General features: G+C 35.6%; 17 protein-coding genes and 2 pseudogenes. 3 read left to right on the forward strand and 16 right to left on the reverse strand.

Going from position 1 to position 16,132, the window contains the following annotated elements; translation table 11 throughout:
• Positions 1-77: 77 nt before the first annotated feature.
• Positions 78-1,199: a sugar diacid recognition domain-containing protein gene (locus Q1A47_RS16685; protein WP_026682782.1), complete on the reverse strand. Its 1,122-nt coding sequence runs from the start codon at positions 1,197-1,199 to the stop codon at positions 78-80.
• A gap of 186 nt (positions 1,200-1,385) precedes the next feature.
• Positions 1,386-1,961: a peroxiredoxin gene (locus Q1A47_RS16690; RefSeq protein ID WP_026682783.1), complete on the reverse strand. Its 576-nt coding sequence runs from the start codon at positions 1,959-1,961 to the stop codon at positions 1,386-1,388.
• Between the two features lie 95 nt (positions 1,962-2,056).
• Here Q1A47_RS16690 and Q1A47_RS16695 point away from each other — a divergent pair, with 95 nt between their 5' ends.
• Positions 2,057-3,043, forward strand: coding sequence for a P1 family peptidase (locus Q1A47_RS16695; protein ID WP_166530942.1), 987 nt, complete (start codon positions 2,057-2,059; stop codon positions 3,041-3,043).
• A gap of 398 nt (positions 3,044-3,441) precedes the next feature.
• Here Q1A47_RS16695 and Q1A47_RS16700 read toward each other — a convergent pair whose 3' ends face one another.
• The 5 genes from Q1A47_RS16700 to Q1A47_RS16720 all read right to left on the reverse strand — a co-directional run bounded on the left by Q1A47_RS16700 (position 3,442) and on the right by Q1A47_RS16720 (position 8,168).
• Positions 3,442-4,647: an N-acetylmuramoyl-L-alanine amidase gene (locus Q1A47_RS16700; protein WP_166530941.1), complete on the reverse strand. Its 1,206-nt coding sequence runs from the start codon at positions 4,645-4,647 to the stop codon at positions 3,442-3,444.
• Between the two features lie 509 nt (positions 4,648-5,156).
• Positions 5,157-5,387: an excisionase family DNA-binding protein gene (locus Q1A47_RS16705; protein ID WP_026682786.1), complete on the reverse strand. Its 231-nt coding sequence runs from the start codon at positions 5,385-5,387 to the stop codon at positions 5,157-5,159.
• 77 nt (positions 5,388-5,464) lie between these two features.
• Positions 5,465-5,740, reverse strand: coding sequence for a GNAT family N-acetyltransferase (locus Q1A47_RS16710; protein WP_026682787.1), 276 nt, complete (start codon positions 5,738-5,740; stop codon positions 5,465-5,467).
• Positions 5,741-5,823: 83 nt separating this feature from the next.
• Positions 5,824-6,660 (reverse strand): GNAT family N-acetyltransferase, encoded by an 837-nt coding sequence (locus tag Q1A47_RS16715; RefSeq protein WP_161629275.1) that lies wholly within the window; start codon positions 6,658-6,660, stop codon positions 5,824-5,826.
• Between the two features lie 47 nt (positions 6,661-6,707).
• Positions 6,708-8,168, reverse strand: a complete 1,461-nt coding sequence (locus tag Q1A47_RS16720) for a LuxR C-terminal-related transcriptional regulator (protein ID WP_166530940.1) — start codon at positions 8,166-8,168, stop codon at positions 6,708-6,710.
• Positions 8,169-8,562: 394 nt separating this feature from the next.
• Here Q1A47_RS16720 and Q1A47_RS16725 point away from each other — a divergent pair.
• A pseudogene (locus Q1A47_RS16725) lies at positions 8,563-9,315 on the forward strand (glucose 1-dehydrogenase).
• Positions 9,316-9,329: 14 nt separating this feature from the next.
• Complete coding sequence (locus tag Q1A47_RS16730; RefSeq protein WP_026681734.1) at positions 9,330-10,073, forward strand: SDR family NAD(P)-dependent oxidoreductase; 744 nt, start codon at positions 9,330-9,332, stop codon at positions 10,071-10,073.
• Positions 10,074-10,268: 195 nt separating this feature from the next.
• Here the strand turns inward: Q1A47_RS16730 and Q1A47_RS16735 are convergent, their stop codons facing one another.
• The 9 genes and pseudogenes from Q1A47_RS16735 to argS form a co-directional block, all read right to left on the reverse strand.
• Complete coding sequence (locus Q1A47_RS16735; RefSeq protein ID WP_166530939.1) at positions 10,269-10,493, reverse strand: hypothetical protein; 225 nt, start codon at positions 10,491-10,493, stop codon at positions 10,269-10,271.
• Entirely contained in the window at positions 10,490-10,993 is a 504-nt protein-coding gene (locus Q1A47_RS16740; protein WP_166530938.1) for a hypothetical protein, read from the reverse strand. The genes Q1A47_RS16735 and Q1A47_RS16740 overlap by 4 nt, the downstream gene beginning before the upstream one ends.
• Complete coding sequence (locus Q1A47_RS16745) at positions 10,993-11,229, reverse strand: hypothetical protein (protein ID WP_299632508.1); 237 nt, start codon at positions 11,227-11,229, stop codon at positions 10,993-10,995. The genes Q1A47_RS16740 and Q1A47_RS16745 overlap by 1 nt, the downstream gene beginning before the upstream one ends.
• Positions 11,226-11,420: a hypothetical protein gene (locus Q1A47_RS16750; RefSeq protein WP_166530937.1), complete on the reverse strand. Its 195-nt coding sequence runs from the start codon at positions 11,418-11,420 to the stop codon at positions 11,226-11,228. The genes Q1A47_RS16745 and Q1A47_RS16750 overlap by 4 nt, the downstream gene beginning before the upstream one ends.
• Before the next feature lie 73 nt (positions 11,421-11,493).
• Positions 11,494-12,528, reverse strand: a complete 1,035-nt coding sequence (locus tag Q1A47_RS16755; RefSeq protein WP_166530936.1) for a S66 peptidase family protein — start codon at positions 12,526-12,528, stop codon at positions 11,494-11,496.
• A 64-nt stretch (positions 12,529-12,592) separates the two neighbouring features.
• Positions 12,593-13,075 (reverse strand): isochorismatase, encoded by a 483-nt coding sequence (locus Q1A47_RS16760; RefSeq protein ID WP_246484903.1) that lies wholly within the window; start codon positions 13,073-13,075, stop codon positions 12,593-12,595.
• Between the two features lie 217 nt (positions 13,076-13,292).
• Positions 13,293-13,397: pseudogene (locus Q1A47_RS16765) on the reverse strand (IS200/IS605 family transposase); the annotation flags it as partial.
• Positions 13,398-13,948: 551 nt separating this feature from the next.
• Entirely contained in the window at positions 13,949-14,095 is a 147-nt protein-coding gene (locus tag Q1A47_RS16770; RefSeq protein WP_166530934.1) for a hypothetical protein, read from the reverse strand.
• A 251-nt stretch (positions 14,096-14,346) separates the two neighbouring features.
• Positions 14,347-16,035: an arginine--tRNA ligase gene (gene argS, locus Q1A47_RS16775; protein ID WP_121604696.1), complete on the reverse strand. Its 1,689-nt coding sequence runs from the start codon at positions 16,033-16,035 to the stop codon at positions 14,347-14,349.
• Positions 16,036-16,132 lie beyond the last annotated feature (97 nt).

Genomic DNA, 16,132 nt, shown 5'->3' on the forward strand with positions numbered 1-16,132 from the left:
GATTTGGGGAGGTGCTCTAATTTTTATGTCTTTAAAGTCTTGAGCCCCAAGGGCTCTATATTATGAAATTAACTCAGTTATGTTTTCCTTTTTTCATTATAAAATCGATGACTTATATATAAAAGCATTAAATCGTCTACATTTCTCACATTTAATTTTGTTACATCCGCAATTCGATTTAAACGATAGTGCAGTGTGTTTTTATGAATATGTAATTTATCTGCTGTTAATTGCACTGCCATATTATTCTCGAACCAACTTGATAGTGTTTGCATTAATTCTTCCTCTTGAATTAACGCTCCTATTGAACGTAGGACAAACTGATCTTTTGTCTCTGCGGATAATTCATGTGTCAACATCTCAAAACGTAGATCTGCTTCAAAAACAACGGGATGTTTAGAATTAGCATATTCACTAGATTTATTCGCCTGCTGGAACGAGTAAGATAATCTTTTTGAATCGTTTTTATTGCCAACGCCTGCATATAGCTGAATATCCATTTCCTTTTTTATATGAGTAATAAATGAGAGCAGCTTTTCAGTTAGCCTATCCTTTTCTACCGCTTCCAGCAGCATAACAATTTTTTCTTGTCCCCAGCGAATAAATAATGCGTTTATCGTTGAACTCCATAATTTCTTTACCATTTCAAGTTGGTTATACGTCAGATTTATTTTTAGATAATCACACTTAAAAACAACAACCTGATCATAGGAAAACATATCAATATGAAGAAAGTCGCTTCGCTCTAATAATTGTGAAAAATCCCCTGTATGGTTAAGCCAATCAAAAATAAAAAATTCCAAATCACGTGTTTTACTTTCCTGATTAATTCGAGCAACGGAGTCATGAATAAATAATTCAGTAACCTTTTGTACGAGCATTGCATATGGTTCTACAACACTAGGTTCGCCAGTTATTCCTAAAACTCCCATCGGTTTATCTTCAATAATAATAGGTAGTACAACACCAGGGCGGACTCCTCGTAGTCGCTTTACATCGTCATCTGTCATAATCATCTTTTCCTTGTTTTTCATAGCAAGATAGGAGCCCTCATGAAAACTACCAATACGATCCGAGTTTGTACTTGCAACGATTACACCTTGCTCATTTGTCAATATAACCTGTTCATCTATTAAACGATTAATTTCTCGTACGATCGCATTATATATTTGATCTGTATGAAATAGAACATTGTCCAATAGCTTCACCTACTAATTCGCTTAGTTATTTCATCTATTCTATCACTATTATGATCGCATAGAAAAGAAATACTCATTTACGAGGCGGTGACAAAAGTGTTTAAATCAACCAAAAACAGAACAACGATAAATGTTGGTTTTCACCGGTATGGCATGTAAACGGATTGGATTATAGAACACTAAATGTTATTCTAACTTCTGAAATTCCTGAATCATTAACTCATAGCTCATTGCTCCGAAGGCTTTATATTGAATATGCCCTTTGGAATCAATTAAGTACGTAGTCGGTATTGGTTTGATTTGATATCTGTCACTGACTTCTGCTGCTTCATCCAATAAGATTGGAAACGTCAGCTTATATTGCTTTATAAAGTTAGTAACATCACTTTTTTTCCGCTCTGTACTTGTTAAATTAACAGCAAGTAATACGACATCTTTGTCTTGATAGAAGCGTTGCATTGCTGGCATTTCATCACGACATGGTGGACACCATGATGCCCAGAAATTTAACATTACTTTTTTTCCACGAAAATCTGATAAACGATATTTCTTACCATCTAGACCTTTTAACGTAAAATCTGGTGCTAGTTTCCCTACTTGAAGCCCTTCATCGATATCACTTGGACTGTTATCACTACTAACAGACACACTTTCCTGCTTTGTATCGTTGGTAGTAGATGGTTGTTCTACGATAATATACAGCATATAAATAATGGTAATTATAGCTACCAACAATGGTAGGTATAGCGTCACTCGCTTCATAAATGCCCTCCTTGACATACTATTTAGGACTATTATTCCACATACGCTAGGAGAACATACTTTGCTATAATACTTTAAAAAAGGAGTAATTATTCATGAAACTACAAAAAGGGATAAACAACTGTATTACCGATGTACATGATGTTCATGTAGGCCATGTAACACGATATGAAAAATTAAATGAGGAGCAAACCATTTGTACTGGTGTAACCGCTATATTGCCACACAGTGGTAATCTATTTCGAAAAAAAACACATGCTGGCAGCGCTGTATTAAATGGTTTTGGTAAAACAACTGGTCTTGTTCAACTGGAGGAGCTCGGTTTATTAGAATCACCAATTATGCTAACAAATACGTTTAGTGTCGGTTCTGTTTGGCAAGGAACGCTGCAATATATGCTTGAAACAACAAAAGAAATAGGAGATACTACTAGTTCCATTAATCTGGTCGTTGGCGAATGCAATGATAGTTATTTACATACAGCACGATACCCGGCAATTCAACCAGAACATGCCATCCAAGCCATTAGAAATGCAACTATACATCCAGTAAAAGAGGGCGCAGTAGGTGCTGGAAAAGGAATGGTATGTTTCGGCTATAAAGGCGGTATCGGCACTGCATCGCGAATCGTTACCCACCTGAATGAAAAGTATACTGTCGGCTGTCTTGTTGTAAGTAATTTTGGAAAGCGAGAAGATGCTTTATTTGCTGCTTGGGATAAAATATACTTAGACACACCAGATGGATCGATTATGATGGTGATTGCAACGGATGCTCCTATGTATCATAGGCAACTGAAACGGCTAGCCAAACGATGTGCTGCAGGACTAGGAAGAACTGGTAGTCATTTGGATAATGGTAGTGGCGACATTGCAATCGCCTTTTCCACAGCACATACATATGAGCATAAACGAAGTACGATGAACGACGCCATGACGTATCTCCGTGATGATCATCCTATTATGAATCAGTTATTTCAAGCAGTAGTCGAAGTGATTGAGGAAGGTGTTATTCGTTCATTAAAAAAAGCAGATACTACGAGAGGAAGAAAAGGAAGGGTCATTGAAAAGGCACCTTTCTAAGCTAGTACTTGCTAGCGATAGATTTATTTCAGCGCTGGTATGTTAATAGAAATTTAATTACTGATTTAATTAGCTTCACGAATTAACTTGTTAACATGAAAGAGGCTGGGAAAAAACACAACGTCTTTACTCAAAATACGAATAATCATGTTATCAATAGGAGGATCATCGCCGCACCGTGAAAATATATTCGCTTTCCGCGGGCAAGGCCACAGCTAACTTGGCAAAGAAAAACACGTTACCACGTGGATCTTCGGACTTGTGCTGTTCCCGCCGGAGTCTCGCTTATTTCAGGTGCTAAATGAATGATTCTAATCAAAAAACGAACGATAATTAATTTCACCTAATTATCATTCGTTTTTTATTGTTTTTTCATTCTTTTATCTTAGTCTCTTTCTTTAATTAAAGTAATTCATCAAGCCTTCTACGATACTGTTTGCAACCGTATTTTGATAGTCTTCAGATTGTGCCATAGATAAATCACCTGGATTAGTAATGAACCCTAATTCTACTAATACGCTTGGAAAACGATTTTTACGTAAAACATAGAAGTTACTTTCTTTAATTCCACGACCTTGCAAAGATACATTTTGCTCCAGCGAACCTTGAATATTGCTAGCTAAATCACGGTTTTTTTCACCCGAATGGTAGTATGTTTCAATTCCATTCATTCTCATTAAGGGATGGGCATTGTAATGTAGACTAATAAATGCATGTGTATGATATAAATTACTTAATCTCACTCGCTCGTTCAGAGAAATGTAATAATCACTATTGCGTGTCAGAATAACCGTAGCACCGGCTTGACGCAGCTTTTGCTCCACGTGATCGGCAGTGCGCATAATTATATCTTTTTCGAACACACCGTTTACGCCTAGGGAACCCGGATCTTTCCCTCCATGTCCAGGGTCAATTACAATATTATATCCTTGAAGGGATCCAGTACTAGCAGTATTAGCTTCTCTTTTCTTCTGTTCATCTTTCTTCGTGGATTCCACTTTTTCCGCTTGGGTATTTTTTGTATTTTTTTTGCTAGTTTTCTTAGACACCTGCGTTTGATTTGTTTCGTTGACCTCAAATAAATATTGTGAAGCTACCCATGCTTCTTGTCCATCATAATACGTTTGTACCCAGCCAAAGAATTCCTTGTATACTCTAACTTTATCGCCGTTTTGTAATTGCCCTATTATCGGTGCATCGTGAGAAGGACCAGATCTTACATTTAGATTAGATGTCCCTGCAGCAAATACCTTATCTTTACTCGTTAAGGTTGCTGCATTCTGTGCTTTCGGTAGATTTTTTTGCGTATAGCCTGCCGCTTTCGCTGACGAGCTTGGTTTAAATAAATATTGTGAAGCAACCCATGCCTCTTGACCACCATAATACGTTTGTACCCAACCAAAAGACTCCTTATAAACTTTTACTCTATCACCTTTATCTAGCTTACCTATTATTGGTGCTTGATGATTAGGAGACGACCTTACATTTAAATTAGCTGATCCTACCTCATACATCTCGGCATCTTGGGCGCTAACAGGTAATTCGAATAAATTAATAAAAAGAATGATTACCATACTTATACTCACTGTTATGAGCCGCTTCATTAAATAAAAAGCCTCCTTCATTTTTCCTGTAGTTAGTTTTCATTACTAGATTATAGCAAAGATACAACATCATCCGCCAAAATTTACTAGAAATTAAAAAGAATTTACGTGTGTGCTAAAGGAAGACATTTACTGTTTATAGCTTATTTCTACGTTGTCTTCACTCTCTAACCTCCCTACTTATTTGTAAATAGATTCCTTAGGCTAGCATCGTATCGTTACTGAAGCAAATGACTTAGTTAAATAAGGACTATTTACCTAATAATCTGAATATACTAAAATTATTATCTTCATATTAATTTATTTTATGTGCTTTGTCTACCAAAATCTACAATTTTAGACAAAATGACTCAGATTAGTTCATAAGTTTCATGTTAAGCATAGAGTGAACTTTCCATCAGTTGGTGAGCGTTTTCTTTATCCCCCACTGATGGTTAGTGGATCAATCCACATATAAAAAACCCGTATCACTGTAAATGTGTAATACGGGTTTTTTTATCGCTTTTTTTCTAATCCTCATCCTTAACATCTATATCTTCAGGAATTGGCTCATTCAAATAATCTAAAATCATTTTACGGTATTTTTCCACCTGCTCTAAATGTGTATGAAATTGCTCTTTATTAATCAGAAACTGTTCACCATCATGAACAGCACGTATTCTACCTTGTAGAACAAGCGCGTTAATCTTTGTTTCCTCCATAGACAAAAACTCCGCCGTTTCCGGTATGGTTAGATACATCATCCTCCATTCCTTTCTTCATCATTTTGGAAACGTAACTCACCTCTAACACGTACTATTAAACCCATCCCCGATTATTATACCAAGATATCACGATATTCTGGAGTTCTTTCCATTTTGTTTTTCGCATAGGAGCAAGCAGGTTTAATCTTTTTTTCTTCTCTCCGTGCAAATTTAACCACTTCATCAACTAATTTCCCTGCAACGCCTTGGCCACGTAATTCTTCCGATACTTTGGTATGAGTAATGATTATATGCCCTTCATCGGAAGTATCAAACGTAATTTCGGCTTCTGGATTTTGTTCATCATCTCCAATATAAAATTTATGATCTCCTTTTTTTACAGCTGCCATTATTCAACCGCTCCTCTAAAATGAATTTGTAAAGATAGTTTTAATAATAACTAAAAAAACTATTCAGTTTGGAGTAATCTTCTTTAAAATATGGGAATAATGACTGCTTTACATGCCTTTTCATAAAATTCAATCGGGCCTGCCCCACCAAGTATTGCATATTCATAACCAATTTCTTTCATATCTCGTAAGCAATGGTGTAATAAACCAAATCCAATTCCGTTTCCTCTTAAGTCTAACTTTACTCCCATTGGACCAAAATAGTTCTTTTTATTTTGAAAGATGTCAAAGGCAGCAAATCCCACATAGTTACGTTGCGAATCAGTAGCAACATAGATCGTATCTTTCCCTTCAACGAAAGCCCTTTCAATTGTTAATGACCATTCCCGCGAAAAGTGATCATAGACAAATGATACAAGCTTATTCCTATCTGTATGATATACACGTCGAATCCCGAATGAAGATGGAATATTTGGAAATGAATAATTACCAAGATGGGTAATCATATCTCTTGCTGTAGCTCCTAAGCTTATCATCATAAACTTATCATCATCCGTCAGTAGCTTGTCCACTTGATCTGTTCTTAACAAAGCTTTGAGTAAATGACCCTCGTTCAAATATATTTGATTGAATTTTTGCATATATCCAATAGCGGAAGCAAAAACAATTGTTACATCTTTTTCAACAGGTATAGAAAAGTATGGACTTGACATTTGCCTATAATCAAAGGTTTGAACGTTTTTATCCACACAACGCAATTCTTCAATACTAATGGAGCTCCAATAGGAAAGCTCAGCCAAAAAACTAGCGTCTTGCTTCAAAAAAGCGATTAATAAATGAAGAATGGACACTGTTTGTTTATCCGTTTTTGCCGCTTCTTCTTCTGCACATTCTATTATCATTTGCATTCTATCTGTCATTCGCATTACCATCCTACCCTCTTCCCTAAATCATATTATTCCTTGTATTATTTTAAGAGACCTAGACGGAAGCCAGTTGAAACAACTTGGGTGCGATTCCTTGCCTTTAGTTTCCCCATAAGACTACTGACATAGTCTCTAACTGTGTGTTCACTAAGATGTAAGTTTTCCCCCATTTGTCTATTGTCATAGCCCTCAGCTAATAGGGTTAAAATGTTTAATTCACGTTTTGTTAGTTGAATGCCGTAAAGTGGATGTACCTGGCCCTCGTGCTTTTGAATAAAATGCCCAATTCGCTTTCCTATTTCTTCAAGTAGCTCAAGCTCATCTTTAGCTACTTCAAATTCTTTTCCTATCTGATCGAGGGTAATCCAGCCTAACATTTCATGCTCGTAGTACACTGGCACAATAATTAAAGATGAAAGCTCAAACAGTTCAATGGTTTCTTTATTAATGGAAAGAGCAGGGTCTTTAATAAACATTGGTTTCTTGGTAATACGTATCTGATCAAATAGTTGATTCGGATAAAGTGGGCCTTTAAATCCTTGAACCTTTGATAATTCTGAACCGACTATCCCCTTAAATTCTTTAGACCAAGGGATATAGGCATATAATACACATCGATTATAGTGTAGTAATTCTTCACATTGCTTCATGATATAAGCGAGATCATCTACACCTACACAATCTAATAAAATCGTATTAAATCTATCTAATGTAAGTAATTTTTTCGTAATTGCTTTCTCCTGTCGATCATACTTTGTAATCAAATTACTTATTTGGGAAATATAATTAGCAATTGACGATTGTTCTTGAATAGTGAGCCCGAGTGACCCTTTTATATACAGTGCTCCATCAGCTAATGGAAAGCACGGCAATTGATCGAGAAAACCTGGGCTTAATGATGTTTGAAAAGCGTCTGGTATAAAATGAAGATTACCATCAACTTCAGACCGCTTCCAGCTGCTCACAATCGGTGAAACGGCTTGTTGATTTTGTAGTAAATATAGTTCATCAATAGGATAGCTTGCTAAATAAGATGTTATTAATATTTGAAAATCATGTGGGATTAGGTCACGTCTATCACGACTACGATTGTTTGCAGAGGCATATATTTGAAATAACTTAGAAAAGGTTGATGATAAGAATAATATTCCCGATAATAACTGTTCATCTTTCGTTTCATCGTATAAATTTACAAATGCCTTCTCCAAAATGAAATAAAATGCATGTAGCCGTTTTACAGATAATACAGAAATATGACGTTGTATCCAGATGCTTAATAATTGATGAAACGCCAGTTTTGTTTTTAATTGATCGGAACCTGTAATTGTTTCAAAGAAAGAATTTGCAAGTATTCCTATTACTTCTTGTTCGTAATTGGTAAGTAATGAATCTAATTGAAGATGAATGTTCATATTCCCCTGCAATTGTTGCTTATGTGTCCTGATAAATCGTTTAAAATCCTCATTGGATATTTCTGGAATGAAATGAGCATGCTGTGTCAATTCTATTCTAACCCCCTTTATACCAATACTTCCTATATTTGAACGGTATTTTATGACTATTTTCCCTCTATTCATAGGATATTCCTTTTTTCATATGCCATATACAATTTATATAACGTACGTATACCATTTTCGATAAATACGCATGAACACCAGTCGATTATCTATACTAAGAAAAGAATTACGAGAAATAGTCACAAAACTTGAATGCCGTAATACATCATCATGGAGTTACGGAATCACCATTATTATAAGAAAAATAATTTAGAAAGTACAAATTTTAAACTAATCATCCTATAGTTTTATTTGTATCCCTTCTTAAGGAGGTGTCTTTAGATAACTAGTAATGTATAATAATAAAACCCTATTCATATAACTAGAAAGAACGATCGTGATGAAGCTAGAGAATAAAGTAGCCATCATTACAGGAGGGAGGAACTGGAATTGGTAAGAAGACAGCCCTATTGTTTGCTAACGAAGGGGCGAAATTAGTCATCACAGATATTAACGAAGAATCTGGTAGAAAAACAGTAGACGAAATAAAAGCGCTAGGTTCGGAAGGGATTTTCATTAAGCATGATGTAAGTAATGAAGAGGATTGGAAGCAAGTAATTAATGAAACTATAAACCATTTCAGCACAATTGATGTGTTATTTAATAATGCTGGCATCTATATTATTAAACCACTTGTAGAAACTGAATTAGAAGAATGGAACCGTCTTATGTCGATTAACGTTACTGGTGTATTCTTGGGTATGAAACATGCTGTTCCAGTAATGGCAAAACAAAAAAGTGGGTCTGCATTAATGCTTCCTCTGTAGCAGGGCTTATCGGTGCGCCAGGCCATGTTCTATATGGAGCTAGCAAAGGTGCTGTACGTATAATGACGAAGGATATTGCTATGGAGTATGCAAATACTGGAGTGCGCGTAAATTCTATCCATCCCGGTTATATTGAGACAGCAATGGCTAACTATGCATCTGAACAAACTGGTCATTCCAAAGAAGAATTAGACAAAACCTATCCACTTGGAAGAATGGGAAAACCTGAAGAAGTAGCTAAAATGGTGCTATTTCTTGCTTCAGATGATGCTTCCTTCTCAACAGGAGCTGAGTTTGTAATTGATGGTGGAGCAACAGTAAACTAAAAGGAGTTTTTCAAATGAAATTAGCAGAAAAAATAGCAATTATTACTGGTGGCGCTAGCGGTATTGGAGAAGCAACTGTGCGATTATTTGTACAGGAAGGTGCTAAAGTAGCAATAGCGGACTTTTCAGACCATGGTCAAGAAATCTCGGATGAGCTGAATCAAAAAGGATATGAAACCATCTTTATAAAAACCGATGTTTCCAACGAGGAACATACAAAAAATATGATTAATCAAACGGTACGACATTTTGGCAGAGTGGACATTATGTTTGCAAATGCTGGAATTGCGAATGACGCAAATATCCATGAGCTATCCTACGATAAGTGGAAAAAAACAATTGATATTAATTTATCAGGCGTTTATCTTTCCGATAAATACGCCATTGAGCAAATGCGGCAGCAGGAGGATGGTGGAGTTATTGTAAATAGCGGGTCCATTCACAGCTTCGTAGGGAAGGATAGTGTAACCGCCTATTCCGCAGCAAAAGGTGGTGTAAAACTACTAACCCAAACATTAGGTATTGCTTACGCCAAAGAAGGCATACGTGTTAATGCTATTTGCCCAGGGTACATTGATACTCCATTAATCGCCAAATCTTCGCCAGAAGTAAAGGACCATCTTGTTAGTCTCCATCCAATGGGAAGACTGGGTAAAGCAGAAGAAGTTGCTAAATCCGTGTTGTTTTTAGCAAGTGACGATGCCTCATTTATTGCTGGAACAACTCTATTAGTAGACGGTGGCTATACTGCGCAATAAGCTAAAAATAATTAACAATGCTTTGTAGAATATTCATAGAAACGACCTGTCCCAAAAACTGCTTTAAAAGCACAACTAGCTATGTCAGACTTCCATATGAGTTTCACACGCCAATTATAGTATGGATTAGTCTAAGGGCCAGTGCCGTTTCTATTTTACATACTAGTTACTACCAGTCCAGCAATGACGAGTCTTTTAGTGGGCAATTTCTAAATCTGTTAACGAAAAATGAAACATACGCTCAAAATTTTCTTCATTATTTACAGAATATCCAGATCCATTGAGCGAATAAGTAATATCTGTCACTTTATGATGATTATCATATGGAACCCAGCCAAATCTTAGATGATGCTCGAAAATAAATCTATTAAATGTATTCGTCGCTTTAGTCGCTTCGAATGTTTTTATTTCCTCAATCATGCTTTTCCAATTGGCAATTTACGTATACCATAAGAAGACGTATCAAGCGATATTTCATCCTTCATCTGTATGGCTGGATGATAATTAGTTCCAGAATAGCCTCGTTTTTTCTTCAGAAAAAAATCCAATGCTGCCACTTGGTCACGAGGATCTAAATTCCATACAAAATAATACGTTTCGGGATTATTCTCCTCTATTTTTAACACACGTGGTCGGAGATTAATCTTAACCCAATTCAATTTCCATTGATTTCTTTTCCATTCCCAGTAACTTCCTGAATACGTTTGATTTTCTGTAATAAATGGGACGAAGAAATGCCGTTCATCAATTTTTATTACATCTTGAACTTGTTTTACGTTACTCTTAAATATAACCTCCTCTATTTCCAAAGCAATCTGCTCATCACTTAAGAATACACTAGGCTTAAACGGATAAAACCAATATATGAAAAATACTATAACAGCTGCTAATAAGCTAAACATTATTATTTTTTTATACATTATGATGACCCCTTTTCTTTTAGAAAAGGGGCAGATGATCGAAAATATAACTGCTTATCTTCCATCGAAATAAGTATACTTTCAAGATAAATGATAGGTGATTTTCCACTACTCCATTTTGTTTCGATGCCTGTTAATACATACGGAAAACATGCCTCTCTGTGATTTGAACCTAATGTATGTACTGCTTCAAACCATTTCCCGCTATCCACAGGCCTCTCAGCAAATGGATTCAAATTATTATTAAAAATAGTAATACTACACTAATTGGAAACACAGTAATATCAAAAGAACCAACTGTTAATTGTATGGAAATAAGTCCGATAATTAAAAATAAGATTGCTTTCCAGAAGCTCCAGGCTTGAGAATGCTTTTGAAACGTATGAAGTGCTATCACACCAAGTAATCCATATGCTATTATTACCATTATCAATTCAATTATATTATCTATACGAACAACCTTTTCAAAACGAAGCTAATCTAATCGTTATTTAAAGATGCTATTTCACACCACTTTCCAGAATGGTGAATGTTTGACGATCACAATTAATTTCAGCCATCGCCCCATACGGTAGAACGATTTTGGGTTCCGTATGACCAAAATTCAAGTTATAAAGGATAGGTAAATCTTCTAATTGATACTCTTGCATGACTAACTGAATAACTTCTTTATATTCTGCAAAATAAGCTTCATCTTTTGGTTTCCCAAAAACGATTCCGTTAGCAGCCTGCAAAATACCCTGTGCCGCATAGTTGCGTAACCAAGATTTCAAGAGATCTGGGGATGACTTGACCTCAGAAGTTTCGAAGAATATAATACTATCTTCCCAGTCCTTCTTAGCAGGCCAGAGCTCTGTTCCTTTTGCAATCTCCAAAACTTCTATACACCCTCCAATTAATCTACCAGACACCACTTCAGAGCCTTGAAGCAATTCATATCCATTATTATGTTGCATTGTTCTTTGTATCTGATTATTGGATTCAACTGCCCAATCTAAATATTCACTCGTCCATGCTTTAGCTGGCTTAATTTCACCTATAGGCTCTCGTGAAAATAACGTTTGTTTAATAGATTCAACAGTATACGCGTGCATTTCTACATTTTCGGCAAAATCAGTTAAAATCGCTGGACCATAGAATGATGTTATTCCTGCTTTATAACAGAACAAATGTAGGATTGTAACATCTGAATATCCTAGTAAAATCTTTGGATTATTTTTCATTACGTCAAAATCAATAAAGGGAAGCAATCGAATACTATCATCTCCACCAATGTTGGCAATAATTGCTTTAATTGACTTATCCTTAAATGCTGTCATTATATCATTAGCACGGGCTTGGGGATTTTTATATACATAATCTGAACCTTTTAGGCTATTAGGCATAGCCACCACTTCTAAACCAAATACATCTTCCAAACGTTTGACTCCCTGCTCATAACGGCGTCTTAATTCTGGATCACCAGCACCTCCCCAACTCGGACTTATAGTAGCAATACGATCTCCCTTTTTTAACATTTCTGGCTTTTTTAACATAAAACCACCACCCTGACTTTTCTGAGAAAGTTACCTTTCGTATGTATTGCTGCACGAGACTTTTTTATATATCAACATTTAATTGCTTCTGTAAATATTCCTCCACACTAGGTTGACCTGATGGATGATTCAGAACCGTACCCACCCAGCTATCCCTCTCAAAGCTCATTAGCTTAAGATCCCAACAGCATGCAATTAAGCTTGTATTAGTATATTCTTTAAACATATTTGGCTCCTCCTTGGTAGATATGTATACATGATGTTGAAGCTCATTTTCATTTGACCACCAATCGACAAATATAAAATTAGCATCCTTTCCATCGTGAACGCCGACAAAACCAGCTCCATACCGATTTTCAGTAATTGCAGGAACAGGCAAGCTTTGCTGTGCTATTTCTTTAGCCTTGCTAATTAAGTCATGACTCGGGAAATCATTTTTATAGGAAATGCCATACATTTTAATTTTCCAATCGTTGATCTCCCATAATTCTAGAAAACGAATTGGCCTTTTTTGATAACTTTCCGATAGTTCGATCAATAACCTCATTCCTTTCCTTATATAAATAACAGAACGATGCTTCTACACAATCTCTAATCCCTAAAATAATTTTGTGTAAATTAGTATTTTTCTGATTTTATTTCATGTAAGATAGCTTGTTCATCTTCATTATAACATTTTAATAATTTCAATATTAGTCTGTATTTTCTTTTAATCTTCTATATAATTCAATACACAGGAAGGTGAGATAAATGATCGATGATCGAATTTCTACATCTTTCATTTCACATAATCTTCGTAAAATTGGACTTATATCTCTTCGTAACTTTCCGTATATAACTTTTTGTCTATACTTTAGAATAAACACAATATGGTACTTACCATTTCACATTGTGTTGTGATAAATAATGTTACTCAACAAGAGTTGATCTCCTCTCGTTAGCGACCATTTTCTATTATAACCTTTGGAGATTTTTCTTTTACAACCCTACAAAGTTCATTTTTACTCAGGCAGAGCCTTTGGATTTTAAAGAAGTAATAAAAAAAGGCTGGGACAAAACACAACGTCTTTACTCAAAATGAATAATCATATTATCAATAGGAGTATTATCGCCGCACCGTGAAACTATACTCGCTTTCCGTGGGTACGGCCTCAGCTAACTTGGTAAAGAAAAACACGTTACCAAGTGGATCTTTGGACTCGTGCTGTTCTTGCCGGAGTCTCGCCTATTTCAGGTACTAAATTAAATATTCCAATTTAAACTTACCGTTCGTTTTTTATTGTTTCTTCATTCTTTTGTCTTAGCCTCTTTACCCGCGACACCACTTTCGAATCCTTTACTTTAAAAACGCCTTCAGTTAAATATTTTTCATAACCTGCTCATTTGAAGTATATGCGTAAACAGCTTGCCAGTCTTCCTGTCAAAAAACACGGATTAATAACCGTTCTGTTTGAATATATAGTGAAACTTCAATCAGTTGGGGGTTTTGTTTATCCCCACTGATTGTAAGTATCGCAAGGGTATGAGCTAAAGGCCGCCTTTGAACCAATCGGACATTTACTGACATCCGATCCCCCTCTTATGCATATATTGGTTTCTCTTTATTGCTTGAAGAGGGGATCTTACTGCCAATGATATGTGGGATAAAAATCCAGAATTTAGAGAAATGGTCCGTATCGGCAAATCATTGGGTATACACGTAGACTGCAGGAAAATACTCGATAGGCTCCGATATGTGATACTTACCATTACCAGACTATAACTCTCAGAACCCTCGGCATAGCAAACTGTTTTCTAAACCATTAATAATGGAAGAAGTCACATCTGTTCTGGTGCTTTTATTCCCAATAGGCGCAATCCTTCTTTAATTACGACCGCAGTACAGTGGACAAGTGCAATTCTCTGCTCTTGTTGTTCATCTTCAGTTAATATTTGTTGATTAGCATAATATTTGTTGAATTCTCTACAAAGGTCTAATAAATAACTTGCTAATATAGATGGCTTTCCTTGATCAAGACAATGTTGAATATTAAATGGAAAATTATATAACTGTTTGATTACCGACCAGCTATTTTCTTCCTCTAACCCTATAATATTTCCCGCCATAACTTTTTCACTCTTACGTAATATTGAGCATGCTCGTGCATGTGTATACTGAATGTATGGCCCTGTTGCTCCTTCAAACCGAAGCATTTCTTCAAGAGAAAACTCTACATTATGTTGTCGATCTGTTTTCAAATCATGAAATATAACAGCACCGATACCAACATCTTTGGCAATTTCTGATTGGTTCTCTAGGTTGGGATTTCTATCTTTTATTTTTTCTGCTGCTAACATCACTGCTTCTTCCAACACTTTCTCTAATAAAACCACTTTTCCTTTTCTAGTAGACATTTTCTTACCATCTTTTAGAATAAATCCAAAAGGTAAATGTTGCATATTCCCTGCCCAATTTAATCCTAGTTTCTTAAGTACTAGGAACACTTGTTGAAAATGCAAGCTTTGTTCGTGTCCTACGACATAGATAGATTTTGCAAATTGATACTTGTTATAACGATAAATTGCAGCAGTTAAGTCTCTCGTAGCATAAAGTGTTGCACCATCTGATTTTTTGATAAGACAGGGTGGCAAATCATGTTCATCAAGACGAACAACATCTGCTCCATCGGACTTAGTTAACAAACCTTTAGACTTTAATATATTTACTGTTTCATCCATTTTATCATTATAAAATGCTTCTCCATCATAGGAATCAAAGTATACGTCAAGCAAGTCATATATCTTTTTAAATTCTTTTAATGATTCTTCCTTAAACCAATTCCATAACTTTGTTGCTTTAACATCCCTTTTTTCCAATTTTAAAAACCACTTTCTTGCTTCAGTCTCTAAGGATTGATCGTTATTAGCTTCTTTATGAAAATTCACATAAAGATTTAGTAACTCCTGAATTGGATTTACCTCAATTTGCTCATCATCTCCCCAGTAATAATAAGCAGCAATTAGTTTTCCAAATTGCGTACCCCAGTCACCAAGATGATTAATTCTTACCGGGTTATAACCACATTTTTCTAAAATGTTTGCATAGGAATTACCTATCACGGTTGAGCGCAAATGTCCCATAGAAAAAGGCTTTGCAATATTTGGAGAAGAAAAATCAATTGTAATATTCTCGCCATTACCTATTTTTAATGATCCAAATCTACTTCCTTGCTGTAATATAGTATTCATTACATTTTTACTAACTACCGTTTTATTTAGGAAGCAATTGAGATAAGGTCCATTTGCAACCACTTGTTCAAAAAGCGGATGTTTCATTTTAATAGCGATTTTTTTAGCAGTATTAGCGGGATTCTCTTTCACATGTTTGGCAAGAACGAAACATGGAAATGCTAAGTCGCCTTGCTTATTATATTTAGGGATTTCAATTTGCTTCTTTACGTCTAATAGGGTTAATAATTCATTAGAATGTTTCACAATTTCATTAGCAAACACTTGTTTTAATTCCATTTCTCTCTCTCCTTTTATCTAAATAACTATCCGCCCGTAAAACGGGCGGTTTTAGTTTCGCCCTATAAGGGCACTTTACCAACGAGACCCCTAAAGG

Origin of the sequence: uncultured Virgibacillus sp. (assembly GCF_947495635.1) — a bacterium.
GTDB classification, from domain to species: Bacteria; Bacillota; Bacilli; order Bacillales; family Amphibacillaceae; genus Virgibacillus; species Virgibacillus salarius.